General features: G+C 70.7%; 22 protein-coding genes and 1 pseudogene. 12 read left to right on the forward strand and 11 right to left on the reverse strand.

Annotation, left to right across the window (positions count from 1 at the left end; genetic code table 11):
- Nucleotides 1-66 precede the first annotated feature (66 nt).
- Nucleotides 67-309: a DUF5133 domain-containing protein gene (locus OG504_RS49845; protein WP_405995785.1), complete on the forward strand. Its 243-nt coding sequence runs from the start codon at nucleotides 67-69 to the stop codon at nucleotides 307-309.
- A gap of 5 nt (nucleotides 310-314) precedes the next feature.
- Here OG504_RS49845 and OG504_RS49850 read toward each other — a convergent pair whose 3' ends face one another.
- Entirely contained in the window at nucleotides 315-1283 is a 969-nt protein-coding gene (locus OG504_RS49850) for a GlxA family transcriptional regulator (RefSeq protein ID WP_405995786.1), read from the reverse strand.
- A 144-nt stretch (nucleotides 1284-1427) separates the two neighbouring features.
- Here OG504_RS49850 and OG504_RS49855 point away from each other — a divergent pair, with 144 nt between their 5' ends.
- Nucleotides 1428-1895, forward strand: a complete 468-nt coding sequence (locus OG504_RS49855) for a hypothetical protein (protein WP_405969600.1) — start codon at nucleotides 1428-1430, stop codon at nucleotides 1893-1895.
- A 4-nt stretch (nucleotides 1896-1899) separates the two neighbouring features.
- Here the strand turns inward: OG504_RS49855 and OG504_RS49860 are convergent, their stop codons facing one another.
- Nucleotides 1900-3939, reverse strand: coding sequence for a SpoIIE family protein phosphatase (locus tag OG504_RS49860; RefSeq protein ID WP_405995787.1), 2040 nt, complete (start codon nucleotides 3937-3939; stop codon nucleotides 1900-1902).
- A 201-nt stretch (nucleotides 3940-4140) separates the two neighbouring features.
- On the opposite strand from OG504_RS49860, the gene OG504_RS49865 reads away from it, so the two are divergent.
- Nucleotides 4141-5298: a serine hydrolase domain-containing protein gene (locus tag OG504_RS49865; RefSeq protein WP_405995788.1), complete on the forward strand. Its 1158-nt coding sequence runs from the start codon at nucleotides 4141-4143 to the stop codon at nucleotides 5296-5298.
- Between the two features lie 43 nt (nucleotides 5299-5341).
- Here the strand turns inward: OG504_RS49865 and tgmB are convergent, their stop codons facing one another.
- The 3 genes from tgmB to OG504_RS49880 form a co-directional block, all read right to left on the reverse strand.
- Nucleotides 5342-6328 (reverse strand): ATP-grasp ribosomal peptide maturase, encoded by a 987-nt coding sequence (gene tgmB, locus OG504_RS49870; protein WP_405995789.1) that lies wholly within the window; start codon nucleotides 6326-6328, stop codon nucleotides 5342-5344.
- A gap of 16 nt (nucleotides 6329-6344) precedes the next feature.
- The gene (gene tgmA, locus OG504_RS49875) at nucleotides 6345-6536 is read right to left on the reverse strand and encodes a putative ATP-grasp-modified RiPP (RefSeq protein WP_033283043.1); all 192 of its coding nucleotides are present in this window, start codon (nucleotides 6534-6536) and stop codon (nucleotides 6345-6347) included.
- Nucleotides 6537-6700: 164 nt separating this feature from the next.
- Nucleotides 6701-6997 (reverse strand): YkvA family protein, encoded by a 297-nt coding sequence (locus OG504_RS49880; RefSeq protein ID WP_405995790.1) that lies wholly within the window; start codon nucleotides 6995-6997, stop codon nucleotides 6701-6703.
- Nucleotides 6998-7153: 156 nt separating this feature from the next.
- Here OG504_RS49880 and OG504_RS49885 point away from each other — a divergent pair, with 156 nt between their 5' ends.
- Complete coding sequence (locus tag OG504_RS49885) at nucleotides 7154-7951, forward strand: helix-turn-helix domain-containing protein (protein ID WP_405995791.1); 798 nt, start codon at nucleotides 7154-7156, stop codon at nucleotides 7949-7951.
- A gap of 1 nt (nucleotide 7952) precedes the next feature.
- On the opposite strand, the pseudogene OG504_RS49890 reads toward OG504_RS49885, so the two are convergent.
- The 3 genes and pseudogenes from OG504_RS49890 to OG504_RS49900 all read right to left on the reverse strand — a co-directional run bounded on the left by OG504_RS49890 (nucleotide 7953) and on the right by OG504_RS49900 (nucleotide 11291).
- Nucleotides 7953-9223, reverse strand: a pseudogene (locus tag OG504_RS49890) (alpha-L-fucosidase).
- A gap of 162 nt (nucleotides 9224-9385) precedes the next feature.
- Nucleotides 9386-10573, reverse strand: a complete 1188-nt coding sequence (locus OG504_RS49895; RefSeq protein ID WP_405995792.1) for a hypothetical protein — start codon at nucleotides 10571-10573, stop codon at nucleotides 9386-9388.
- Nucleotides 10574-10859: 286 nt separating this feature from the next.
- The gene (locus tag OG504_RS49900; protein ID WP_405995793.1) at nucleotides 10860-11291 is read right to left on the reverse strand and encodes a hypothetical protein; all 432 of its coding nucleotides are present in this window, start codon (nucleotides 11289-11291) and stop codon (nucleotides 10860-10862) included.
- 261 nt (nucleotides 11292-11552) lie between these two features.
- Here OG504_RS49900 and OG504_RS49905 point away from each other — a divergent pair, with 261 nt between their 5' ends.
- From OG504_RS49905 to OG504_RS49915, 3 genes are all read left to right on the forward strand, one after another.
- On the forward strand, nucleotides 11553-12083 hold the full coding sequence (locus OG504_RS49905; RefSeq protein WP_405995794.1) for a helix-turn-helix transcriptional regulator: 531 nt from the start codon (nucleotides 11553-11555) through the stop codon (nucleotides 12081-12083).
- Nucleotides 12084-12172: 89 nt separating this feature from the next.
- Nucleotides 12173-13363, forward strand: coding sequence for a DUF2306 domain-containing protein (locus OG504_RS49910; protein ID WP_405995795.1), 1191 nt, complete (start codon nucleotides 12173-12175; stop codon nucleotides 13361-13363).
- Nucleotides 13360-14256: a hypothetical protein gene (locus OG504_RS49915; protein WP_405995796.1), complete on the forward strand. Its 897-nt coding sequence runs from the start codon at nucleotides 13360-13362 to the stop codon at nucleotides 14254-14256. Before OG504_RS49910 ends, OG504_RS49915 begins: the two co-directional genes overlap by 4 nt.
- Here the strand turns inward: OG504_RS49915 and OG504_RS49920 are convergent.
- The gene (locus tag OG504_RS49920) at nucleotides 14195-15160 is read right to left on the reverse strand and encodes a DUF1152 domain-containing protein (protein WP_405995797.1); all 966 of its coding nucleotides are present in this window, start codon (nucleotides 15158-15160) and stop codon (nucleotides 14195-14197) included. The genes OG504_RS49915 and OG504_RS49920 overlap by 62 nt on opposite strands.
- Before the next feature lie 38 nt (nucleotides 15161-15198).
- On the opposite strand from OG504_RS49920, the gene OG504_RS49925 reads away from it, so the two are divergent.
- A complete protein-coding gene (locus OG504_RS49925; RefSeq protein WP_405995798.1) occupies nucleotides 15199-16119 on the forward strand; it encodes a sigma-70 family RNA polymerase sigma factor in 921 nt (306 codons plus the stop codon).
- 74 nt (nucleotides 16120-16193) lie between these two features.
- Nucleotides 16194-16751: a dihydrofolate reductase family protein gene (locus OG504_RS49930; RefSeq protein ID WP_405995799.1), complete on the forward strand. Its 558-nt coding sequence runs from the start codon at nucleotides 16194-16196 to the stop codon at nucleotides 16749-16751.
- 111 nt (nucleotides 16752-16862) lie between these two features.
- Here the strand turns inward: OG504_RS49930 and OG504_RS49935 are convergent, their stop codons facing one another.
- Nucleotides 16863-18227, reverse strand: coding sequence for an FAD-dependent oxidoreductase (locus OG504_RS49935; RefSeq protein WP_405995800.1), 1365 nt, complete (start codon nucleotides 18225-18227; stop codon nucleotides 16863-16865).
- 190 nt (nucleotides 18228-18417) lie between these two features.
- Complete coding sequence (locus OG504_RS49940) at nucleotides 18418-19176, reverse strand: SDR family oxidoreductase (protein WP_405995801.1); 759 nt, start codon at nucleotides 19174-19176, stop codon at nucleotides 18418-18420.
- Nucleotides 19177-19397: 221 nt separating this feature from the next.
- On the opposite strand from OG504_RS49940, the gene glnT reads away from it, so the two are divergent.
- Genes glnT through OG504_RS49955 form a run of 3 tightly spaced genes read left to right on the forward strand, consistent with a single transcriptional unit; the run spans nucleotide 19398 to nucleotide 22404 of the window.
- A complete protein-coding gene (glnT, locus tag OG504_RS49945) occupies nucleotides 19398-20792 on the forward strand; it encodes a type III glutamate--ammonia ligase (protein ID WP_405995802.1) in 1395 nt (464 codons plus the stop codon).
- Between the two features lie 56 nt (nucleotides 20793-20848).
- Nucleotides 20849-21724 carry a glutamine amidotransferase gene (locus tag OG504_RS49950; protein ID WP_405995803.1) on the forward strand — a complete coding sequence of 292 codons (876 nt, stop codon included), beginning with the start codon at nucleotides 20849-20851 and terminating at the stop codon, nucleotides 21722-21724.
- A complete protein-coding gene (locus tag OG504_RS49955; protein WP_405995804.1) occupies nucleotides 21712-22404 on the forward strand; it encodes a glutamate synthase in 693 nt (230 codons plus the stop codon). The genes OG504_RS49950 and OG504_RS49955 overlap by 13 nt, the downstream gene beginning before the upstream one ends.
- Nucleotides 22405-22420 lie beyond the last annotated feature (16 nt).

Here is a 22420-nt window from a genome sequence, read left to right on the forward strand (position 1 = left end):
CGCGGCCCATTGGTTGGATCGGCGCAGGCCGGGCACTCGGAGCGAAAAGCGAGAGAGAGGTGCTCCGTGCTGGTGCCGGACCCGAAGGCCGTCAGAAAACTGCTCACCCGGTACGCGGTGCTGCGCATCTCCCAGGCGGAGCGCCACCGACCGCAGGCGGCCGCCGAGTTGAACGACGTCGTCTACACCCTCTGCGTGATGATGGGCACCACCGGCATCCGGGAAGCCATCGTCAAGGCGGACGCCCTGCTGGCCGCGGCGCGCAGCACACCGGGCGGTGTGGTCGCGGACGGCCGCGCCGTGGCGTAGATCTGTCAGGAGAACGCCACTTCGGGGACCCTCCTGCAGTGGAACGCCGAGCGGTACGCCTGCGGACTGGTGCCGACCACCCGGCGGAAGCGCTCGCGGAACGCGGTGGGGGAGCCGAACCCGGCCTGCTGGGCGATGCGTTCGACGGTGTGGTCGCTGTTCTCCAGCAGGTACTGGGCGCGCCGTACACGGGCCCGTAGCAGCCACTGGAGGGGTGTGCTGCCCGTCTGTTCACGGAAACGGCGGCTGAACGTCCGCTCGCTCATGCCCGACCGCGTCGCCAGAGCGCCCAGGGTGACCTCGTGGGAGAGGTTGTCCTCGATCCACTGGAGCAGCGGTTCGAGGGTCGAGCCCTGTGGGACCGGCGGGTGCTGGTGGACGATGAACTGGGCCTGCCCGCCCTCGCGTTCGAGCGGCATGACCGACAGCCGGGCCGCGTCCGCGGCGACCGCCGAGCCGTAGTCCCGCCGGATGAGGTGCAGACACAGGTCGAGCCCGGCGGCGGCCCCGGCCGAGGTGAGGATCTGCCCGTTGTCGACGTACAGCACGCCCGGCTGCACCTCGACCAGAGGGTAGGACCGGGCCAACGCGTCGGCGGCGACCCAGTGCGTGGTGGCGCGCAGCCCGTCCAGCAGCCCGGCCTCGGCCAGCACGAAGGCGCCCACGCAGATGGACACGATCCGGGTACCCGCCGCTGCCGCCTCCCGCAGGGCCGCCAGCACCCGGGCGGAGGGCGGCGCGGCCTGCTCCGAGCGCCCCGGCACGATGATGGTGTCGGCGTCCGCCAGCGCTTCGAGCCCGTGGTCGACCCGCAGCGCGAACCCGTCCGTCCGCACCTCCGGCGTCTCCCCGCACACCCGCACCCGGTAGGCGTTCCGGCCGTCCGGCAGCCGGGTACGGCCGAACACCTCCATCGGTGTCGCCATGTCGAACGGCACCACATGATCGAGAACGAGGATCGCGACGGTGTGCATGAACACCACGATAGACGGATTCCCGCCAGAGGTGTCACATGCCCTTTCGTCCTGATGGCCTGGTGAGTGCCGGTGGCGAAAATCCGTTGGAAGCTGTCGTTTCAGCCTCTGTGCTCTCGCGCCGGTCGTCCCTAATCTGGGCCGGTGACCAAGATCCTTCTCACTCTGCACGTCCTGGCCGCCATCGTCGCGGTCGGTCCCGTCACCGTCGCGGCCAGCATGTTCCCACCGGCGGCCCGCCGCGCTCTCACGGGCGCGGACGGACCCGACGCGGGCGTGACGACCGTACGACTGCTGCACCGCATCTGCCGTGTCTACGGCGCCGTCGGACTGGCGGTGCCCCTCTTCGGCTTCGCGACCGCTTCCGCGATGGGCGTCCTGGGCAGCGGCTGGCTCATCGCCTCCATCACGCTCACCGCGGTGGCGGCCGGCATCCTGATCGCGTTCGTGCTGCCGCGTCAGGACGAACTGCTGGAGCAACTCGGCGCGCAGCGGCCCGTGGAGCGTTCCGGGACCGTCCAACTCGCCATGTTCACCGGCATCTTCAACCTGCTGTGGGCGACCGTCACCGTCCTCATGATCATTCGCCCTGGTTCGACCACGGGCGCCTGACCGGTCAGCCGGTGACGCGGACGAGCAGGAGCGCGACGTCGTCGTCGGGCTCCGGGCGCAGCGCGTTGAGGAGCATGTCGCTCGTCTGCTCCAGGGGACGGCGGGAACTCTGCAACAGCCGTGTCAGCGCGTGCAGTCCCACGTCGATGGACTCGCCCCGGTTCTCCACCAGCCCGTCGGAGTACAGGGCGAGCAACGCGCCCGTGGTGAAGTCGACTTGGGCGGTCCCGAACTCCACCCCGCCGACGCCGAGCGGGACTCCGCCAGGGATGTCGAGGAGTTCCGCGCTGCCGTCGGGGTGGATCAGGACCGGTGGCAGATGCCCTGCGCTGGACAGTTCGCAGGTGCCGCGCCCGAGGTCGACGACGCCGTACGCGCAGGTCGCGATCGCGTCGCCGAGGGAACCGGTGAGGTCGTCGAGGTGGTGCAGCAACTCGGCGGGTGGGAGGTCGAGTCGGGCCAGTGCGCGGGTCGCGGTGCTCAACTGGCCCATGATGGCGGCGGCTTGGACGCCCTTGCCCATCACGTCGCCCACGACGAGCCCGGTGCGGCCCGGCCCCAGCGGAAGCACGTCGTACCAGTCGCCGCCGACCTCGCTCAGCGCCGGGAGGTAGCGGGCGACGATGTCGAGGCCCTCCTGCCGGGCCGGGGCCGGTGGCAGCAGGCTGCGCTGGAGAGTCAGCGCGGTGGTGCGTTCGCGGCCGTAGAGGCGGGCGTTGTCGATGCAGATCGCGGCGCGCGCGGCGAGTTCCGTGGCGAGGACGCGGTCCTGTTCGTCGAAGGGGCGCTCGTTGACGGTGCGGTAGAGGCTCAGCGTGCCGAGGACCTCGCCGCGGGCCATCAACGGGACGGCCAGGTACGAGTGAACGCCCGCCGTGCGCAGGGTCTGGGCGGCGCGGCCGTCCCTGGCGATGCGGCGCATCGTCGGCGGGTCGACCCGTTCGACGAGGATCGGGCCGGCCTCGCGGACGCACTGGGTGATGATGCGGTTGGGGCCGTAGGTCGCCAACTCGCCCACCGGGTCCGCCGCGTGGATCGCGTCGGTCAGGTATCCGGCGGCGACGGCCAGCGCGCGGAACTCGACCTGCGCGTCCTCGGTCACCGGGGTGATCGTGCCGTCCGTGACGACCGATTCCAGTACGTCGACGGCGGCCAGGTCGGCCACGTGCGGAACCGCGACGTCGGCCAGTTCCCGCGCGGTCTGCTGGAGATCCAGCGTCGTCCCGATCCGCACCCCGGCCTCCGCCACGACGGACAGGTGCTGGCGCGCCTGCGCGACCTCGGCTGCCGCCTGCTCCCGCTCGGTCACGTCCAGGACGGCCATCGCCAGCCCGAGCACCCGGCCCTGTGCGTCCTCGATGCGGTGGTACGACTCCGAGTACGCCCGGTCCACGACGTCGGCCGCGGTCCGGCCCACGGTCTGCTGGTCGAGCAGCGGCTTCCCGGTGATCAGCACGTGCCGCATCCGCGCCTCGATGGCCGCGACGTCGAGACCGGGCAGCACCTCACCGACCCGGCGACCGACGACCTGCTCCTCGGGCACGCCGTTGATGCGCTCCAGGGCCGGGTTGACCCCGACCCACCGCAGGTCGGTGTCGAACACAGCGATGCCCACCGGCGTCTGCCGCACCAGGCTGTGGGACAGGGCCAGGTCCCGCTCCACACCCCGTACCGTCGTGGCGTCCGCCGCAAGACCCAGCAGATGCGGCTGACCGTGGCTGTCGCGCAGCCGCATCGTGCGGAACTCCACCGGCCGCTCCGTGCCGTCCCGGTGCAGCAGTGGGAAGACCCCGGCCCAGCGGGCGCCCGTACCGACCTGGGCGAACAGCTCCCGCGCCCTGACCCGGTCGTCGGGCGACACCAGCAGCCGGTCCGCGCGCTGCGTCAGCGCTTCCTCGGGGGAGTAGCCGAGCAACTGCTCCGCCTCGGGGCTCCACAGTGTGATGTAGCCGCCCGCGTCCAGGACCACCGCCGCGACCCGCAACAGGTCAAGCAGCCCGCCCGGGGCGGCCGACACACCGTCCCCGGCACCGTAAGCGTCCATCCCAGCCGCTCCTTCCGGCGCGGCACGGCACCGCCAAGATCCGAATCACGGGTCATCCGATTACGGCACAGCACGCCCCGCGGGGCAACACCGCGCGAGGTGAACAGGGGAAGGGGGCCGTATGGAGCACGCGCCCGCGCGGACACCGGCGGGCCCCCGGATTCTGGTCGTGCCCCGACCCCACTGCCCCCAGGACACTCCATGCCCCTGCCGCTCCGCCTCGTCTCCCTCCTGGTCGCCACCTGCGTGGGCGCCCTCGTCCCAGCCTCGCCCGCTGCGGCCGACGACCACTCCGTCCAGCGCGGCCTCGACGAACTGGTCGCCGCCCCCGACGGCCCGCCCGGCGTGATCGTCGTCCTCCGCGACGGCGACCACCAGCGCGTCCTGAGCGCCGGCACGGCCGACATCAGCACCGGCCGCCCCCTCGAACCGAACGACCACACCCGGACCGCGAGCACCAGCAAGGCGTTCAGCGGAGCGGTGGCCCTGAGCCTCGTACGGGAGCACCGGCTCTCCCTCGACGACACGATCGGCACCCGGCTGCCCCACCAGCCCCGGGCCTGGCGGAAGGTGACCCTGCGCCAGCTGCTCCAACACACCAGCGGCCTCCCGGACTTCAGCGAGAGCACCCGCTTCCGCAGCCTCATCCAGGCCGACCCGCACCGGCACTTCGACTCGCGGCGCCTGCTCGACTTCGTGGCGGGCGAGCCGTTGCGCTTCACGCCGGGCTCGCAGTACCGCTACTCCAACTCGGACAACATCGCCGTAGCGCTGATGGCGGAGGCGGCGACGGGCACGCGCTACGAGGACCTGCTGCGCCACGACGTGTACAAGCCGCTGGGGCTGCGCGACACGAGCCTGCCGCAGGGGTACGAGATGCCGGAGCCGTACATGCACGGTTACGTCGTCGGCGGACCGGCTGGACCGGAGGACGTCAGCGAGGCGATCGGCATGTCCGGCGTGTGGGCCTCGGGCGGGATCACCTCCTCGCCCCGCGACCTGACCGCGTTCATCAGCGGCTACGCCGCCGGGGCCCTCACCTCGAAGGCGGTCGTACGGGAGCAGCGGCACTGGATCCCCGGCGCCTCCGAACCGGCCGGCCCGGGCCGCAACAGCGCCGGACTCGCCCTCTTCCGCTACGACACCCGGTGCGGGGTCGTACTCGGACATACCGGGAACACCCTCGGTTACACACAGTTGATCGCGGCGACGCCCGACGGTCGACGCTCGCTCACTTTCTCATTGACAACTCAGGTGAACCAGGCGGGGAACCCGGAACTGCTGGCCAAGGTGCGCGCGGTCGAGGAGGACGCCGTGTGCAGCCTGTTGGGGACATACGGGGCAGAGCGCCACTCCTGACGCGGGGCGCTCACCCCATCCGCCTCAGGCGAACCGTTACTGCTCAACTGACCGCACTGTCCGACCCGTTGACGAGGCCCTCCCGTTCCGAGGCGGCGGGCAGGGCCAGCCACTCCGCGATCGTCCGGGCGATGGGCTGGCCTGTCTCCGCCTCGACGAAGCCGAACTGGCCCGACTGGTTGCACTCGAGGAACCACCAGGTCCCGTCGCCGTCCTCGGCGAAGTCGAAGGCGCCGTAGGCCAGTTCGGCATCGCGCATGTACGTCAGGACGGCATCGGCGATGCGCGGCGGGACCTCGACAGGGCACCAGGGCTGCGCGGAGGTGGCGAAACGGACGTCGACCTCGGAGGGGTCGGCGTCGGGGGCCGTCGCCGTGCGGGCGGCGAGCATCCGGTCGCCCACCACGGTGAGCCGGATGTCGGCGCGCTTGGCGACCCGGCGTTGCAGCAGCGTCGGGCCGAACGCGACGGCGGCGAAGTCGGTGTCCGGCGCGACCCGGCTCGTCGGCACCGCGCGGGGCGGATCCTGCGGATGCGCGCCGGAGACCGGTTTGACCACCAGATCAGGGAAGCGCTGCGAGAACTCGCGGGCGGCCTGCGGGAACGTGGTGATGAGGGTGGCCGGCACGGGCAGCCCGCTGCGCTGTGCGAGGCGCAGCTGCCAGGGCTTGTGCCGGGCGCGGCGGGACGCGTCGGGGTGGTTCATCCAGCGGGCGCCGGAGCCGCGGAGCATGCCGTAGAGCGCCTGGGAGGCCTCTTCGGTCAGCCACGCGGAGGGCTGGGGTGCGCGGGTCGCCGGGGTGCCCGGTCTGCGCACCCAGATGGACCGCAGCCCGCTCACACTCACCAGCCGCCCCCCGGCGGACAGATGGCCGCGGAAGGCTCCGTGCACGTACTCACCGGACAGCGCGACCCCGCCGGTGAGATCGGCGGGATCGATCCGGACCACGGGGACGCCGGACGCGTGGAGGTGGACCACCACCATGTCCGCTGTGACGTCCTCTTCGCAGGTAAGGACCAGGACGGTCATTTTCGTCGTTCCGTGTTCAGTCGTCGAAGTGAGTCTTCGATCCCGCGGTGGACGTCGTGGTCCCCAGTTCTCTCAGCAGAGCGAGATCATGGGCGGCGACCCGTCCGTCGGCGAGCACGTTCAACTGCAGTCCGGAGTCGTAGCTGTACGGAGCGGTGAGCTCCAACTGTGCTGCCGGGCGAGCGTAGTTGAGCGCGAACGGTTGCATCGTCTCTCCCTCGTCGGTACTGCCTCGTGCAAGCGGTGGCCACCCTGCGAGGTCGCTTGGCCCGCTGACTTCCGTCTGCTTCCAGAGACTTATACGAATCGAACGAGTGAATGGTTTCCTTACTCTGCGTAGTCAGAGTAAGGAGCGCGCCACGCGTACCGGGGTCAGTCGAGCTCGCCCGGCAGCCCCTTCTCCTGCTCGCCGAGGGAGTTGCGCATCGTGCGAAGAGCGAGGAGAAGTACGGCGATGTCGTCCAGATACACGGGATCGGGCATCAGGTCGGTCGGCAGCACGAAGTAGAGGACGGCACCCCAGAAAACCCATTTGGGGCCGGTCGGAAGCCCTGCGCGCCGCATGGAGCGCCGGGTACGGACGAGCCGCACCAGCACTCCGACGGCCACGGCGAGCAGCATCACCGCGAGCACCGCGACGATGACGATCACGGTCGTGGTCGAGTCCACTGGCGCCCCTTTTTCCGGTCCGGCCGCACGGCATGTGCCCTATCCGGATGCCCTGTTACGGCCCCGGTATGGCCGAGGAGGGGAACATCACACCCGAACGCTCCGAAGAGTCTTGACAGCCGTTGACCCCTTGTCAGGCGCTGGTACGTTTTCACCGTGAGCACGACCAACGGCCCCGGAACCCACGTACGGATCGGCCTCGACGCCCCACCACGCGTGGCCGGCCTCGGGGTCGGCGTGCACGGCACAGTGAGCCCGCGTGACGTGTTCCGGCTGCCGGACCTGTGGCAGCTTCATCTCTACCGCTACGAGGCCGAGTTGACGGTCGATGGCGTGGCCCACGCGATCAGGCCCGGGTACGTCAGTCTGGTGCCGCCCGGCGCGCTGGTGCGGTTCCACTACCGGGGCCGCTCCGAGCATCTCTTCGCCCACCTGGAACTCCCGTCGGCCGGTGAGCGGTTGACCGTGCCCGTGATGCAGGACGCGGGTACGCAGACGCCCGTGCTGACCGACCTGATCCAGCGGGCCGTCGCGGCGGCGCCGCGCAACTCCGCCCGCGCGGCAGCCGAGTTGTGGACGGTGCTGTGGCGCGTGGCGGACCTGGCGACCCCGGCCGCGGGCGGAACCGCCGGTCCCCACCCGGCGCTCGCCCTGGCCATGGCGCACATCGAGTCGAACCTCGCGGCCCGACTCACCGTCCCCGACGTGGCGCACGCGGCCGGCGTCTCGCACAACCACCTCATCCGCCTGTTCCGCGCCGAGACCGGCACCACGGTCGTCGCCTACCTCCGGCACCGCCGCATGGAACGCGCCCGGCACCTCCTGCGCGAGTCGACCCTCTCCATCCCGGCGATCGCGGCCGCCGTCGGCATCGGCGATCTCCAGGCCTTCAACAAGGCGTGCAGGCGCGAACTGGGGGCTTCACCCAGGGCGGTTCGGGCCGGCACCTCGTGACTCAATCCCGGCCGGCACCCCTGTAGAGGTCCAACTCCCCGTCGAGCTCGACCGCCAGGACCGTCGCCGACTCGTCCACGTCGGCCGCGCCCGGGGCGTCGATCCACGTCACGCCCGGCACGTCACCGAGGCCGCCGATGACGTCATGGCCGAGTTCGGCGCCGGTACCGAGGACGGTGATCCGCTTGACCGGCGTACGCAGGCCGCGCACCGACACCGACTCGCGGGGCGGATCGAAGCACACCAGGTACAGCGTGCGGCGGTCGGCGGAGAGGGTGCTGGGGCCGTAGTGGTGCCCGGCGGGCAGACCGGCGACCGTGCCGTACACGGCCTCGGAGTGCCGGGCGATCCATGCGCCGAGACCCTCAAGCCGGTCCGTCTGCGCGGGCGTTGTCGTCCCGTCCTCCCTCGGGCCGACGTCGAGCAGGAGATTGCCGCCCATTCCGATCGTCTCCGTGAAGTAACGCACCAGCTGCCGCACCGACTTGTGATGCTCGTCCCCGTGCTGGAAACCCCACGAGTCGTTGACCGTCAGACACAACTCCCAAGGCCCGTCCGGCGCTTGCAACGGCACCCCCTGCTCGGGCGTCGCGTAGTCCCCGTAGCTGAGCATGCGGGCGTTGAGGACGGTGTCGGGATTCCCGGCGAGGATCAGCTCCGCCAACTCCGGCATGCCCCACTGCTCTTCGCTGCGCTCCCACTCGCCGTCGAACCACAGCAGGTCGGGCCGGAAACGGCCGACCAACTCGCCGACCTGGCCGTCGCGGTAGGCGAGGTAGCGCGCCCAGGCGGCCGGGTCTCGTGGCCGGGCCGTGCGGAGGCGTACGGGTTGGTGCGGATCTCCTCGTCGGGCGGCTGGGGGTGCACCGTGCTGGCGTAGTCGGGGTGGTTCCAGTCCGAATGGGAGTAGTACAGGCCGACGTTGAGACCCTCCTCGCGCAGCGCCTCCGCGTACGGCCCGATCAGATCGCGGCCCGCCGGAGTGCGGCGGACCACGTCCAGGTCACCGTGGGCCGAGTGCCACAGGGCCACGCCGTCGTGGTGACGGGCGGTCAATACCGCGTACTTGGCACCCGCCCACGCGAAGAGCCGTGCCCAGGCCCGCGGTTCGTAGCGCGCGGCGGTGAACCCGTCGAGCTGCCGCATGTACTGGTCGTGCGGGACCTGGCCCGAGTAGAAGGACCAGGACTCCGGCACACCGTCGACGGCGTAGATCCCGTAGTGGACGAAGATGCCCAACTTGGCATCGTGGAACCAGGGTTGCATCGGCATGCCGCCAAGCTGGGGCGGCGGGTGCGGGAGGCGCGTGGGCGGTGATCACCACTGGTGGTCGATTCTCACCATCGGCGTTGCGCTGCGTGGGCCTGCGGCGCGACCGAGGGGCCAGGACGTCATCTGCGTGACGACGTTTGCCATGGCCCCGGCCCCGGCTGCCTACTGCTCTTCGGCTGAGCGACCACCGTCACTCGGCGGATCGGCATGCTCGCTGTCGGTCGGCGGTGCGGGGCGCAGTGCCTTCGTCGCGTCCCTCCATCGACCGAACGTCCGCTGGAACGGGGACCCGCCCGGCCGGGACGGCGCCCCGGGCACGGCGGCACCGGTCGAGTCGCGCAGCGCGGCCAGTGCCTCGTTGGCCCGGTCCGCGGACTCCCGGTACAGGTCCCGGGACTTCGTCATCGCTTCGAGCGCCTCGGCGTACATGGCCACGAGCCTGCGCTCGCGGGCCAGTTCCTCCTCCATCGTCATCAGCTTCCACTGCTCGCGCAGTGCGGTGACCGCCTCCTGGCCGCCGTCCGGCAGAGGGCGCGCGGCGCCGTAGCGGCAGAGCACGTCCACGAGTTCGGTGGGTTCGGAGCCGTCGAGGAAGACGCTGCGCACCGAGAACTCGCGCACGTCGTAGGAGGGGGCCACCGGGCTGGTCGGCAGCACCACGGCACCGCCGCGCGGCACCTGGAAGTCGAACTCGCGCAGCAACGCCCAGTTGACGGAGCGTAGTTGGTCGGGTGTGGCCCGGTGCTCCACCACGCAGTGCTGGAGGCTCGCGGGCAGCAGCCGGGCCAGGGGCCCTCGGCCGTGCGCGTCCGGGGTCATGGCCTCGTGCACGACGACGTGGATGCTCCAGCCGTCCTGCGCACAGCTACGGAACAGGCGCCGCAGTTCCTTCTCGTCGGACGGCAGCGGATTGACCTGCCGGAAGCGCAGCCCCGGCACCGTCACGTGGTCCCAGTCCGCATCCGTGTCCTCGGGCCAGAACATGGTCGCGGGGGAGGGCCACCGGGGATCCCAGACCCGCTCGGCCTCCGCGACCAGGAGCCACTCCCGCCCCTCCGTCGTATCGGAGGCGCCAGAGGCGGAACCCGGTTCCGGAGCGGGCGGGAACGTCAGCCGCGCCCGTACGGTCACCGTCCCCTCCACCCGCCACCGGGCCTCGAAGACCCGCTCGCGCGGATCCTCGTGCTGGTCCTCGTCGGGTTCCAGGTGGTCGTCGATGACCTCGCGGTCCTTGAGCCGTTGCAGCTGTCGCCGTACGACATCCGCGGCGTCGGCGGACCCGACGTGGCGGCCGCGAGCCAGCCACACCGTGTGGGGGATCGTGGGCGGAGCTGTGGAGGAGTTCGACATAGGCCAATCTGCGGGCGGGGGCGGTGCTGACCCACCAGTATCACCGTCGGAGATCTTGGCGGGTCAAGCGGGGGGTCGAGCGGGGGGTCGAGCAGGGGTCGTAGAGAGTCGTATGCCCGTTTTTTCTGGGATACCGCGCGAGCTTACGCGCGGGGTGTGATCGGTTCACTCCGGGCGGCCGGGTTTCACGCGTGCCTCTGACGTGGACCTGTCCGCAGAATGGTGGAGCGGACGGGACCCGCCCACCATCCGCTCGGGGCGGGTCCCTTCCGTGTGCCACCGGGTCTCACCGTCCCCGGCGCCTGTTCGCGGCGCCCGGCCGGGACGGGACGCCCGGTTCGGGCGGGGGCGCGCTGAAGCCGGCCGGTACCGAACGGGCGCCCGGCGCGGACGGCGCCTCCAGGGGTACGACCGTCTCCTCGCGCGGCGACCGGGTGCGCGGCAGCGGCTTGCCGACGACGCGGGTGTGCGTCATCAGCGAGGCGCAGGCCGTGCAGACCTCGGCCAGGGTCCACACCTGGCCGACCGCGGGATCGTGGCGCAGCACGAGCAGCACCGAGCCCGAGCAGTCGACCCGGGTCCCCTCGTGCGCCGCGCACCGCTGACGGCGGCAGCCGCAGGCCGCGTCGGGGCGTACGGTGGCCGCTCTGACGTGGGCCGCCGCATGGGCTTCGGCGAAGCGGCGCAGGGCCGCGATGTCGCGCGACCGGGCGGGCATGCCGCACCCGGAGGAGCAGCTGACCGAGGCGGTACGGTCGCGGTGACCTGTGATGCGAATAGTCCAGGTACGCCCGGGTCGACGGGCTGACGGGGCGTCAGGGTACGCGAGAGCCAAGACCACAGTTCCTTTGAGTGGAGGTGTTCACGCGGAAGAGGCGCTGAGTTAAGGGCTAGCTGAGTTAAGAACTACCCGTCGTGGGGCAGTTCACATCATTTGCGGACCCCAAGTATTCGTTCGACACCGCGATACCGTCGGCGCATGTCTGACGCGCGGCTGACCACCTCCTCCTTCCTCGTCCTCGGCATCATCGACAAACTCGGCGAGGCGAGCCCGTACGACGTGAAAACGGAGGCCGCGCGGACCGTCGCGCCGTTCTGGTCCGTGCCGCACGCGCAGGTGTACGCCCAGTGCGACCGGCTTCTGGAGGCCGGGCTGCTGTCCCAGGTACGGCAGGAGAGCGGCCGCAACCGCCGGGTGCTCACCCTCACCGGCCAGGGCCGCTCCGTCCTCCGGAGCTGGCTCGACGACTCGGAGTTCGTGCCGGTCGAGGCCAGGGAGCGCGGCATTCTGAAGCTGTGGTTCGGCGGCCGGCCCGACGTCCTCGCCCCGGTCCAGCTCGGCGAGCACGAGAAGACCCTGCAGAGCTACGAGGAACTCGCCGACGAAGTGGGTGAGTTGCTTACCCCGGGGCAGCGCGAGGCGCTGGAGTTCGGCATCCGGTACGAGCGGATGATGGTCGACTTCTGGCAGTGGGTGCGACACCGCGAAGAACGCGCGCAGGACCGTTGACCCCGACGACGGTCGGCCCTACCGTCTCGATAGTCCAGACGAGACTATTGAGGGCCGGACCGAGGCCCTGACCCAGCAAGGGGGCCGCCGTGCGTCGTCCGCCGAACAGCACCTGGCGCCGCGCCACGATGATCGCGGTCACGGCCGTGTGCCTGGCCTACGCGCCGATCGCGATGACCGAACTCTGGCCGTACGCCCGCCCCGGCGCCCCCGCCCTCGGCGAGTGGGTCATGGGCCGCGTCGTCTCCCCGCGCTACGTCACCGACGCCCTCGCGGGCCGCATCGCGCCCTACCGCCACAGCCTCGTCCCGATGATCGTGCACTCGGTCCTCGGCGGCGCCCTCATGCTCCTCGGCCCCGCCCAACTCCTCACCGCCGCCCGCCGACGCACCCGTCTGCACCGCACGCTGGGCGTGGTCTTCGCGGTCACGGTGTACGTCTCGATGGCGGGCGCCGGGATCTACCTGGCGCGCACGGCCCCCAAGGACGCGTTCAGCGGCCCCGCGTTCTGGATCGTGCTCGCCACTCTCCTGGTCGGCACCGTCCTGAGCGTGACCTTCGGCATCCTCGCTGCGGTCGGCGGACTCCCCGACCTGCACCAGCGCTGGATGCTCCTCTGCTACGGATTCCTCCTCACCGCACCGCTGCTGCGCCTCGAATGGGGCTTCCTGCCAAGGCTGTTGCCCGGGCTGACCATGGAACAGATCAACCAGGTCGCGATCACGCACCTCGGCTCGGTGGTCGTGTTCGGCGCGCTGATCGCCTCGCGCGCACGGGACCGCCGTACGACGATGGAGGGCGTGTCGCGTTCCTGGGCGCCGCTGCCCGTACTCGCCGTCGCGCAACTCGCCGGTGCGGCCGCTCTGTTGTGGATCGCGCGCTCGTATCTCGACTTCGGCGCGACCGGACGGCGACTGCTGTGGGCCTATCTCCTTCCCTACGCGGTCAGTTACGCGGTGATGGCCGTCAACGCCCGCCGCGCCGGACGCCAGGGTCGGATCTGGGCCCGGGAGGAATGGCGACTGCATCTGACGGCCCTGTGTCTGGCGCCGGTGCTGTCGATCGGTGCGGCTCCGGTCTTTCGACGCGCTCTGGGTCTCGACCGGTTGACGGCTCTGTCGGCCGGGGTTGCCATCGGCTGCGGGATGCTGGCCTTCGCCGCGACGACTGTCGTGAGCCTGCGCGTGATGTACGGCCGTGAACTGCTGAAGCGCACCGCGCTCGCGGCTCCCGCCCCAACGCCCCCTCTGCCCACGCCGGTTGCGCAGGGCCGCCCATGACGAACACACCGGCGGCCGGACGTCCGCTCACGGCCGGAGTCGCCATGCTGGCCACGGCTGTTGCGGTCGTCAGCCTCCTCGTCGGAGGACTCCTGACGGCGGTGAGTCTCACCGGCCATGTCTTCGGTGCGTGGCCCTCGCCCGAGTCCGTGAGCCCGGGCCTGATCGGCGCCGCGATGCTGGGCACCGCGCCGGGTCTGTTCACGGTTGCCAAGGCACGCGCGTGGGAGGAAGTGCGCACGCTGGTCTACCCGTTGGGGGTCGTGCTCGTCGGGCTCTTCGCCGTGACGCTGCTCAACGCGGGCCGGCTGTACATCGCGCGCGGCGGCTCGATCATCCCCGTCCTGTTCAGCCTCGGCTGGCTGTTCACGCTGGGCCTGCTGTGCGTGGCCGCGCTGATCGCCCTGACCTGGCAGCACCTCACCCCGGCCGACCCGCCATCGCCGCGCGCGGCCCCGCTCCCGGGATGGTCGAAACCGCCGCTCGCCGTGCTTGGGTCGGCCTGGTTCGGTATCGGGGCGGGGCTGTTGACCCGGCCCGGCTTCTGGTCGGACTTCGTTCCGTGGACCGTGGACCGGGTCGACGCCCAGGCCCTCGGCGTCTGGGCCCTTGCGCTGGGCGTCGGTGTCCTCGGTGCCCTGGCCGAGGACGACCTCGACCGAACTCGCCCTGCCCTGCTCGCACTTCCCGGCACGGTGATCGCCGGAGCCGTAGTGCTGGCCTTTCGGGCGTCCAGCGTGAACTGGTCGTCCGGACCGGCCCTGAGCCTTGTCTGCATGCTGACCGGCCTGCTTCTCGCGGGCGCGAGCGGGCACCTGCTGCTCGGTTCGGTCAGTGGGGATGGGCGCGTGGCGGCCGCTGCCGGGGCCGTTCGTCGTGGAACTCCTCGATGAGCGAACTCACTTGGCGGATGAGTGCGGTCCGCTCCAACCGGTCGAGGTAGAGGTTCCGGCGGGCGAGACCCGGCGCGTCCACGCAGAAGTACAGCGCCATCAGCGGATTGATGAACAGCTCCCCGCCGCGCGTGCGTTCGGTGAAACGGACGTCACCGAAGTCCCCGCGTACGGCCGCCGGCACGGAACCGTTGACGATGCTCGGACGGTCCGGCGTGGACTCCTGGGCGTGCGCCACCGCATCGAGATACAGCTGCCCCTCGCGGCTCTCGCGCGGGAGCGAGAACGCGCCGAGATAGGCACCCTCACGATCGAGCGCGGCCAGGTTCTCCAGCGCCAGCGAGTGGTTGACCCCGTGATACGCGTCCACACCGATCCCGAGGCAGGCCACCAGCCGCACCGGCACCTCGTCGAGCCCGTTCACCGCCGCGAGGCTGACCATGTCCTCCTCCGGCGTCCCCAGCCCGTGTTCGTCGCCCCGCATCAGGATGTCGGTGCCGCCGTCCACCAGCACGACGGCGTCGACACCGCCGATTTGCCCGATCAGCGTGCGGTACGCGTCCCGCAGCGGCCCCACACCGGTCAGCGGGAACGCGTACACGGTCGACGGCATGTCGTGCAGGTCGAGCCACCGTGCGAGCGACCGCTCCGGGAAGTAGTCGCCCCGGGCCTCCGTGTCCGGGCGTACGGCGGCGACGTCCTGGTCCACCCACACCTCCTGGTCGAGGCCGTACAGATCGACGAAGGACAGGTTCGCGAGGTGCACCTCCTTGCCGGCCGAACGCAGCGCGAGGGCCAGCGGCAGCCCGGCGTAGACGTCGAAGCCGCCGCCCGCACCGGCGACGAGGATCCGGCGCGCGTCGCGCGGACGGCTGAGGAACGGGGGTTCGAGGAGGGAGAACACCGGGGGACGTCAGCAGGCCCGTACGCCATGATGGGTGGGTGGACTTCGAGCCGTACCGGGGCGAGTTGGTGGCGTACTGCTATCGGATGCTGGGCTCGTTCCACGAGGCCGAGGACCTGGTGCAGGAGACGATGCTGCGCGCGTGGAAGGCCCGCGACCGGTACGACCCCGCACGCGCGTCCGTGCGCACCTGGCTCTACCGCATCGCCACCAACGTCTGCCTCACCGCGCTCGAAGGACGCGCGCGCCGCCCCCTGCCGTCCGGCCTCGGCGCACCGGGCGAGGACCCCGGAACACCGCTCACGCCCGCCACCGACATCCCCTGGCTGCAGCCCTTCCCCGACGCGCGCTACGACTTGGAGGCCCGCGCCGACATGCGGCTGGCCCTCGTCGTCGCCCTGCAACGGCTGCCCGCGCGGCAGCGGGCCGTGCTCGTGCTGCGCGAGGTGCTCCAGTTCAGCGCCGTCGAGGTCGCCAGCCAGCTCGACACCACCGTCCCGGCCGTCAACAGCACGCTCCAGCGCGCCCGCGCCGCCCTCACGGACGTCGGCGACGACGACGCGATCACCGAACCGGACGACCCCGGGGCACGCGAGGTCGTCGACCGCTACCTGCGGGCGTTCGAAGCGGCCGATGTCCCCGCCCTGGTACGGCTGTTGGCCGACGCCGTGGTCCTGGAGATGCCGCCGGTCCCGCTCTGGTTCAGCGGCACCGGGCACTACGGCGCGTTCATGCGCAGGGTCTTCGAACTCCGGGGCGCGGACTGGGCGTTGAGGCGCCTGGTCGCCAACGGGCAGCCGGCGCTTGCCGCCTACGCGTCGGACCCCGACGGAACCCGATGGCTGCACAGCGTCCAGGTGTTCACGGTCACCGGCGGACGCGTCACCCGCAATGTCGTCTTCACCGATCCGCAGGTGCTGGACACCTTCGACCTGCCACGACGGATCTCCTCGAACTGACCCCGCTCGTGGCGATGAGTCCGGCCGGCGCCACCGGTACGTACCGGTGAGCACCGACCGAAAGGACACCCATCATGAGCGTCATCGTCATCCAGTTCACCACCCTGGACGGGATCGTCTCCGACCCCGACGGGTCCGAGGGCACCCAGGACGGCGGCTGGATCTTCCGCTACGGCCGTGAGGAGATCGACGGCGACAAGTTCCGACTGGGCAGCACCCTCGACGGCGGGGTCATGCTGCTCGGCCGCAGGACCTGGCAGGCGTTCTCGCGGCTGTGGCCGGGCCGCGACGACGAGTTCTCCGCGCGCATGAACGCCGGGGCGAAGCTGGTCGCGTCCCGCACCCTCACCGATGTGTCGGCGTGGGCGAATTCGAGCGTCCTCGACGGCGACCTCGTCGACGCCGTGAAGCGCGAGGAGCGGGATGTGATCGTCATCGGCAGCCTGCCCGTCGTCCGCACGCTGATGGCGGAGGACCTGGTCGACGAGTACCGGCTGATCACCTTCCCCACGGTCCTCGGCACCGGCGAACGGCTCTTCCCGGCGGGCGGTCCGCCCCTCCACCTGGAGTGCCAGGAGATCGAGCAGACGGCCCACACCGTGTTCGCGCGGTACGGGAGGGCGGCGCGCTGACATGCGCGAGGGGCCCGGCGGTACGGCCGCCGGGCCCCTCGGTTTCAGCTGTGCGGGAGTGAGGCTTACGCGTATGCGGGGGAGAGGCCTACGCGTATGCAGGGGTGAGGCTTACGCGCCGCTCGCCCGCAGCATGTCCTCACGTTCGACGATCTTCACGCGCTCGCGGCCCTGCGGCTCGCCCAACGCCTTCTCGGCGGCGTCGAGTCGGTACCAGCCGTCCCAGGTGGTGAAGCGGACGTCGCGCTCGGCGAAGAACGCCTCCACGGCCTCCGGTTCGGGCGAGACAGGCGTGTGCAGACGGCCGTTGGCGTGGTCGTCGAGGAGGTTCGCGACCGTTTCGTTGGCGTCGCCCTTGGTGTGGCCGATCAGGCCGACCGGGCCGCGCCGGATCCAGCCGGTGACGTACGTCGACTGGAGGTGCTCGCCGGTCTCCTGGATGACCCGGCCGCCCTCGTCCGGGACCGTGCCCGAGTCGATGTCCCAGGGGAGCTTGGGGAGTTTGTCGGAGAGGTAGCCGACCGCGCGGTAGATCGCGGTGACGTCCCAGTCCTTGAACTCGCCGGTGCCCTTGACGTTGCCGGTGCCGTCCAGCGCGGTGCGCTCGGTGCGCAGGCCGATGACCTTGCCGTCCTCGCCGAGGATCTCGGACGGGGACTCGAAGAAGTGCAGGAACAGCTTGTGCGGGCGGTCGCCGACATCGCGGATCGCCCAGTTCTCCAGGGTCTTCGCGACCATGTCGGCCTGCTTGTTGCTGCGCCGGGTGGTGATCGAGCCCTCGTCGTAGTCGATGTCCTCGGGGTCGACGATGACCTCGATGTTCGGCGAGTGGTCCAGCTCGCGCAGCTCCATCGGGGAGAACTTCGCCTGCGCCGGGCCGCGGCGGCCGAAGACGTGGACCTCCAGGGCCTTGTTGGCCTTGAGGCCCTCGTGGACGTTCGGCGGGATCTCGGTCGGGAGCAGCTCGTCGCCGGTCTTGGCGAGGATGCGGGCCACGTCGAGGGCCACGTTGCCGACACCGAGGACGGCGACCTTTTCGGCCTCCAGGGGCCAGGTGCGCGGGACGTCCGGGTGGCCGTCGTACCAGGAGACGAAGTCCGCGGCGCCGTAGGAACCGTCGAGCTCGATGCCCGGTATGGACATCTCGCGGTCGGCCGTCGCGCCGGTCGAGAAGACCACCGCGTCGTAGAAGCTGCGCAGGTCGTCCAGGCTGATGTCGGTCGGGTAGTCGATGTTGCCGAAGAGGCGGATCTGCGGCTTGTCGAGGACCTGGTGCAGGGCGTTGATGATGCCCTTGATGCGCGGGTGGTCGGGGGCGACGCCGTACCGGATCAGGCCGAAGGGCGCGGGCATCCGCTCGAAGAGGTCGATGGACACGCCGGGTTCGGCGGCCACCTCGGACTTGAGCAGGGCGTCGGCGGCGTAGATCCCGGCGGGGCCGGCTCCGACGATGGCTACCCGCAGGGGGCGCGGCATGATCAGGTTCCCTTCGAGCGAAAACAAGCGACTCGACGGGAAGCCTAAACTAAGGCATGCCTAAGTCGGTATGCGGGTCCCGTCTATGACCTCATAAGGACGACTTATGGGGTGGCGAAGCTTGACGCATGAGTCGGTTGTCGACGCGCGGGTCGGCCGAGTGTGGCACACGCGTGCCGGACTGCCGGCTTCAGCCCGCCGGGCGAATGTGCACCACGTCCTGGACGACCTCGGGCGGGGTGCTGAGGAGCTGGAACATGACCCGGGCGACGGTGGCCGAGGGGAGCGGTTTCATGGCTCCCACCCTGGTCAGATAGCCGTCCGCCTCCCAGACGGGTGCCGCGCGCTGCCGGTCCTCGCCGGGGAAGTTCTCGAAGAAGGCGCTGTCCGAGATCGAGCCGAGGATCACCAGGGCGACCCGGATGCCGTCGCCGCGCAGCTCCTTGTGCATCGCGGCGGTGAAGCCGTTCAGGCCGTGCTTGCTGGCCGCGTACATCGCCATCAGCAGCATGTGGTCCAGCGTGATCTCGGAGGAGATGTTGAGAATGTCACCACCTCCCGCCGCCCGCAGCAGCGGCACCGCCGAGCGGGTCGTGTGGATCGGGCCCAGGAGGTTGGTGCCGATGCAGCTGTGGATGTCCTCGTCGGCGGTGTCCTCGATGGCGCGGATACGGGCGACGCCGGCGCTGTTCACCAGGATGTCCACCCGCCCGAACCGCTCCTCGACCTGAGCGAACGCCGCGCGGACGCTGTCGCCGCTGCTGACGTCGGTCGGGATCGTCAGCACCGGCCCCGCCATCTCCCGCGCGGCCGCCTCCAGCCGGTCGGCGCGCCGGGCGAGCAGCACCACCTGCGCCCCGTTCTCGGCGAGCAGCGCCCCGACCGCCCGCCCCACGCCGGTCGAACCTCCGCTGATCACGGCGACCTTGCCCTGCATCGTGCCTGCCATGACGGCCTCCCCGGCGAGACGTGCTGAGACGTGGCGATCGATGGAGAGGCTACCTCTCACTATTTGAGAACGCCATATCCGCGACGGGAGACCGGAGTTGAGTCGCTCGGCACCGGCAACAGAGTGCTTCCCTGCGGGAAATGGGGGTGTAATCGCGATCGAGTTTCCTGATGGGAAATAGCGATTCACATCAGGAAACCCACGGATGCCGGGAGCCTCCCATGGCGATGGACACCGCAGCCGCACCGCCCACGACCACCGACCAGGCACCGACGACCGAGCCCACTCACGAGTCCGGCCCCGCACCCGACCTCGCCGCACAAGTCCGCGCCGACGGCATCGAGTTCGTGCTCGCGGTCTTCGTCGACCTCGCGGGCAAACCCTGCGCCAAGCTCGTCCCCGTCGAAGCGGTCGAGGAACTCCAGTCCGACGGCGTCGGATTCGCGGGCTACGCCGCCGGTGCCCTCGGCCAGCAGCCCAGCGACCCGGACGTCATAGCGATCCCGGATCCCGCCTCCTACACCCCGCTGGCCTTCGTACGCCCCGGACTCGCCCTCGTGCACTGCGACCCGCACGTCGAGGGCAGGCCATGGCCCTACGCGCCCCGGATCATCCTGCGCGCGGTCCTGGCCCGCGCCGCCGAGCTCGGACTGTCCCTCGCGGTCGGCGCGGAGATCGAGTACTTCCTCGTCAACCGCGACGAACACGGCACGCTCTCCGTCGCCGACAGCCGCGACACGGCAGCCCAACCCTGTTACGACGCACGCGGGTTGACCCGGATGTACGAGCACCTCACCGCCGTCTCCAAGGCGATGAACTCCCTCGGCTGGGGCAACTACGCCAACGACCACGAGGACGGCAACGGCCAGTTCGAGCAGAACTTCGCCTACGCCGACGCCCTCACCACCGCCGACCGGGTCATCACCATGCGGTACTTGGTGTCGGTACTGGCCGAACAGCGGGGCATGACAGCCACGTTCATGCCGAAGCCGTTCACCGACCGCACCGGCTCCGGGATGCACATGCACCTGTCGCTGTGGCGGGGGAGCGAACCCGCCTTCCCCGACGCCTCCGACACCCGGGGCCTCGGCCTGTCCCCGCTCGCCTACTCCTTCGTCGGCGGCATCCTCGACCACGCCCGCGCCCTCCAGGCCGTCATCGCGCCCACCGTCAACTCGTACAAGCGCACCGGCGCGATCTCGACCCGCTCGGGCGCGACGTGGTCACCCCGCAAGGCCGGTTACGGCGGCAACGACCGCACCCACTTCATCCGCGTCCCCGACGGCAACCGTGTCGAACTGCGCGGCGGCGACGGCTCCGCCAACCCCTACCTCGCGGCAGCCGCCGCCCTGGCCGCCGGACTCGACGGCATCGAGCGCGCCCTCGACCCCGGTGAACCGGGAGACGCGGCGGTCACGGCGGCCCGCCCCGAACTGCCGCCGACCCTGCTGCACGCCGTGGAGGCACTGGCCGCCGACCCGGTGATCGGCGGGGCCCTCGACGCGGCGGGACCAGGCGTCAGCGAGTACTTCGGTGAGGTCAAACGGCAGGAGTTCTTCGACTGGCACGGCACGGTCGGCGCCTGGGAGTTGGACCGCTACCTCACCGCTTTCTGACCCACCTGTCACATCCCGTGTCACATCTCATGTCGCATCCTGATGAGGAGAGCCGCATGTGCGGAATCGTCGGGCTCCATCTGCGCGAGCCCTCCCTCGAACCCCGGCTCGGCGAACTGCTCAGTGCCATGCTGGGCCAAGTCGTCGAACGCGGCCCGGACTCGGCGGGCGTGGCGGTCTACGGCGACCCGCGACTGTCTCCGGCCGGGCGCGCTGTCGTATCGCTGCTTGGAGTGACCCCGGAGGAGGCGTCAACCGCCTTGCCGGGTGCGGGGGTTGTCGCCGCCGACGCCACGACGGTCGTCCACGCGGACTCGCCCGTTCCTGAGTTGCTCGCCGCCATCGCGACCGCGCTACCGCAAGCCACCGTCATCGGCTCGGGGGAGGGCTTCGCCGTACTCAAGGGCACTGGAAATCCAGTCCGGTTGGCGGAGTCGTTCGGGCTCGCCGGAGTGACCGGCTACCAGGGCGTCGGCCACACCCGCATGGCCACGGAGTCGGCCGTCACCCCTGAGGGCGCGCACCCCTTCTCGGTGGGCCCCGGCCAATGCCTGGTCCACAACGGGTCGTTCGCCAACCACGCCACCATCCGACGCGAACTCCGGGCCCAGGGCGTGGAGTTCGACAGCGAGAACGACTCCGAGGTCGGTGCCCGCTTCGTCGCCCACCACCTCGCCCGAGGCGCCGACCTGGAGAAGGCGCTGCGGCTCCTGTGCGAGCGCTTCGACGGTTTCTACACGCTGCTGGTCTCCACCACCGACTCCTTCGCGGTGGTCCGCGACGCCATCGCCTGCAAGCCGGCCCTGGTCGCGGAGACGGCCGAATGGGTCGCGATGGCCTCCGAGTACCGGGCCCTGGACGTCCTGCCGGGCATCGAGCACGCCCGCATCTTCGAGCCCGAGCCGGAAGAGGTGTACGTATGGCAGCGCTGACCGGGGTGGAAGTCGCCGACCTCGCGATGTCCTCCGTCCGCGATCTCAACCAGGCGCTCCACGCCCCCCGACCGGCCCCAGCCTGGCGGGTGTTGAACCCCCGAGGCGCCCACAGCGTCGCCTGCGGTCTCAAGGACGAGGTGACCGTCGACATCGAGGGCCACGTCGGCTACTACTGCGCCGGCATGAACCAGCACGCCACGGTCACCGTGCACGGCAACGCCGGGGTCGGTGTCGCCGAGAACATGATGTCCGGCACGGTCCGGGTGTGCGGCGACGCCTCCCAGTCCGCCGGGGCCACCGCACACGGCGGACTCCTGGTCATCGAGGGCAACTCGGCCGCCCGGTGCGGGATTTCGATGAAGGGCGTGGACATCGTCGTCGGCGGGAACGTCGGTCACATGAGCGCGTTCATGGGGCAGGCGGGACGGCTGGTGGTCTGCGGCGACGCGGGTGATGCCCTCGGCGACTCCCTCTACGAGGCCCGGATCTACGTCAAGGGCACGGTCAAGTCCCTCGGCGCGGACTGCGTGGAGAAGGAGATGCGGGACGAACACCTCGCGGAACTGGCCGAGTTGCTGAAGGCGGCGGACTTCGACGACGATCCGGCCGCCTTCCGCCGCTATGGCTCGGCCCGGCAGCTGTACCACTTCACGGTCGACAACTCGACGACGTACTGAGGGAGTTGCTACCGCC

Source organism: Streptomyces sp. NBC_00986 (genome assembly GCF_045162565.1).
Taxonomy (GTDB): Bacteria; Actinomycetota; Actinomycetes; order Streptomycetales; family Streptomycetaceae; genus Streptomyces.

Coding starts and splice junctions, on each gene's coding strand:
- OG504_RS49895 (WP_405995792.1), bottom strand. CDS start 10,573: ATGTCGAACTCCTCCACAGCTCCGCCCACGATCCCCCACACGGTGTGG.
- OG504_RS49905 (WP_405995794.1), top strand. CDS start 11,553: ATGTCTGACGCGCGGCTGACCACCTCCTCCTTCCTCGTCCTCGGCATC.
- OG504_RS49865 (WP_405995788.1), top strand. CDS start 4,141: ATGCCCCTGCCGCTCCGCCTCGTCTCCCTCCTGGTCGCCACCTGCGTG.
- OG504_RS49930 (WP_405995799.1), top strand. CDS start 16,194: ATGAGCGTCATCGTCATCCAGTTCACCACCCTGGACGGGATCGTCTCC.
- OG504_RS49940 (WP_405995801.1), bottom strand. CDS start 19,176: ATGGCAGGCACGATGCAGGGCAAGGTCGCCGTGATCAGCGGAGGTTCG.
- OG504_RS49955 (WP_405995804.1), top strand. CDS start 21,712: ATGGCAGCGCTGACCGGGGTGGAAGTCGCCGACCTCGCGATGTCCTCC.
- OG504_RS49950 (WP_405995803.1), top strand. CDS start 20,849: ATGTGCGGAATCGTCGGGCTCCATCTGCGCGAGCCCTCCCTCGAACCC.
- OG504_RS49935 (WP_405995800.1), bottom strand. CDS start 18,227: ATGCCGCGCCCCCTGCGGGTAGCCATCGTCGGAGCCGGCCCCGCCGGG.
- OG504_RS49860 (WP_405995787.1), bottom strand. CDS start 3,939: ATGGACGCTTACGGTGCCGGGGACGGTGTGTCGGCCGCCCCGGGCGGG.
- OG504_RS49850 (WP_405995786.1), bottom strand. CDS start 1,283: ATGCACACCGTCGCGATCCTCGTTCTCGATCATGTGGTGCCGTTCGAC.
- tgmA (WP_033283043.1), bottom strand. CDS start 6,536: ATGCAACCGTTCGCGCTCAACTACGCTCGCCCGGCAGCACAGTTGGAG.
- OG504_RS49900 (WP_405995793.1), bottom strand. CDS start 11,291: ATGCCCGCCCGGTCGCGCGACATCGCGGCCCTGCGCCGCTTCGCCGAA.
- glnT (WP_405995802.1), top strand. CDS start 19,398: ATGGCGATGGACACCGCAGCCGCACCGCCCACGACCACCGACCAGGCA.
- tgmB (WP_405995789.1), bottom strand. CDS start 6,328: ATGACCGTCCTGGTCCTTACCTGCGAAGAGGACGTCACAGCGGACATG.
- OG504_RS49915 (WP_405995796.1), top strand. CDS start 13,360: ATGACGAACACACCGGCGGCCGGACGTCCGCTCACGGCCGGAGTCGCC.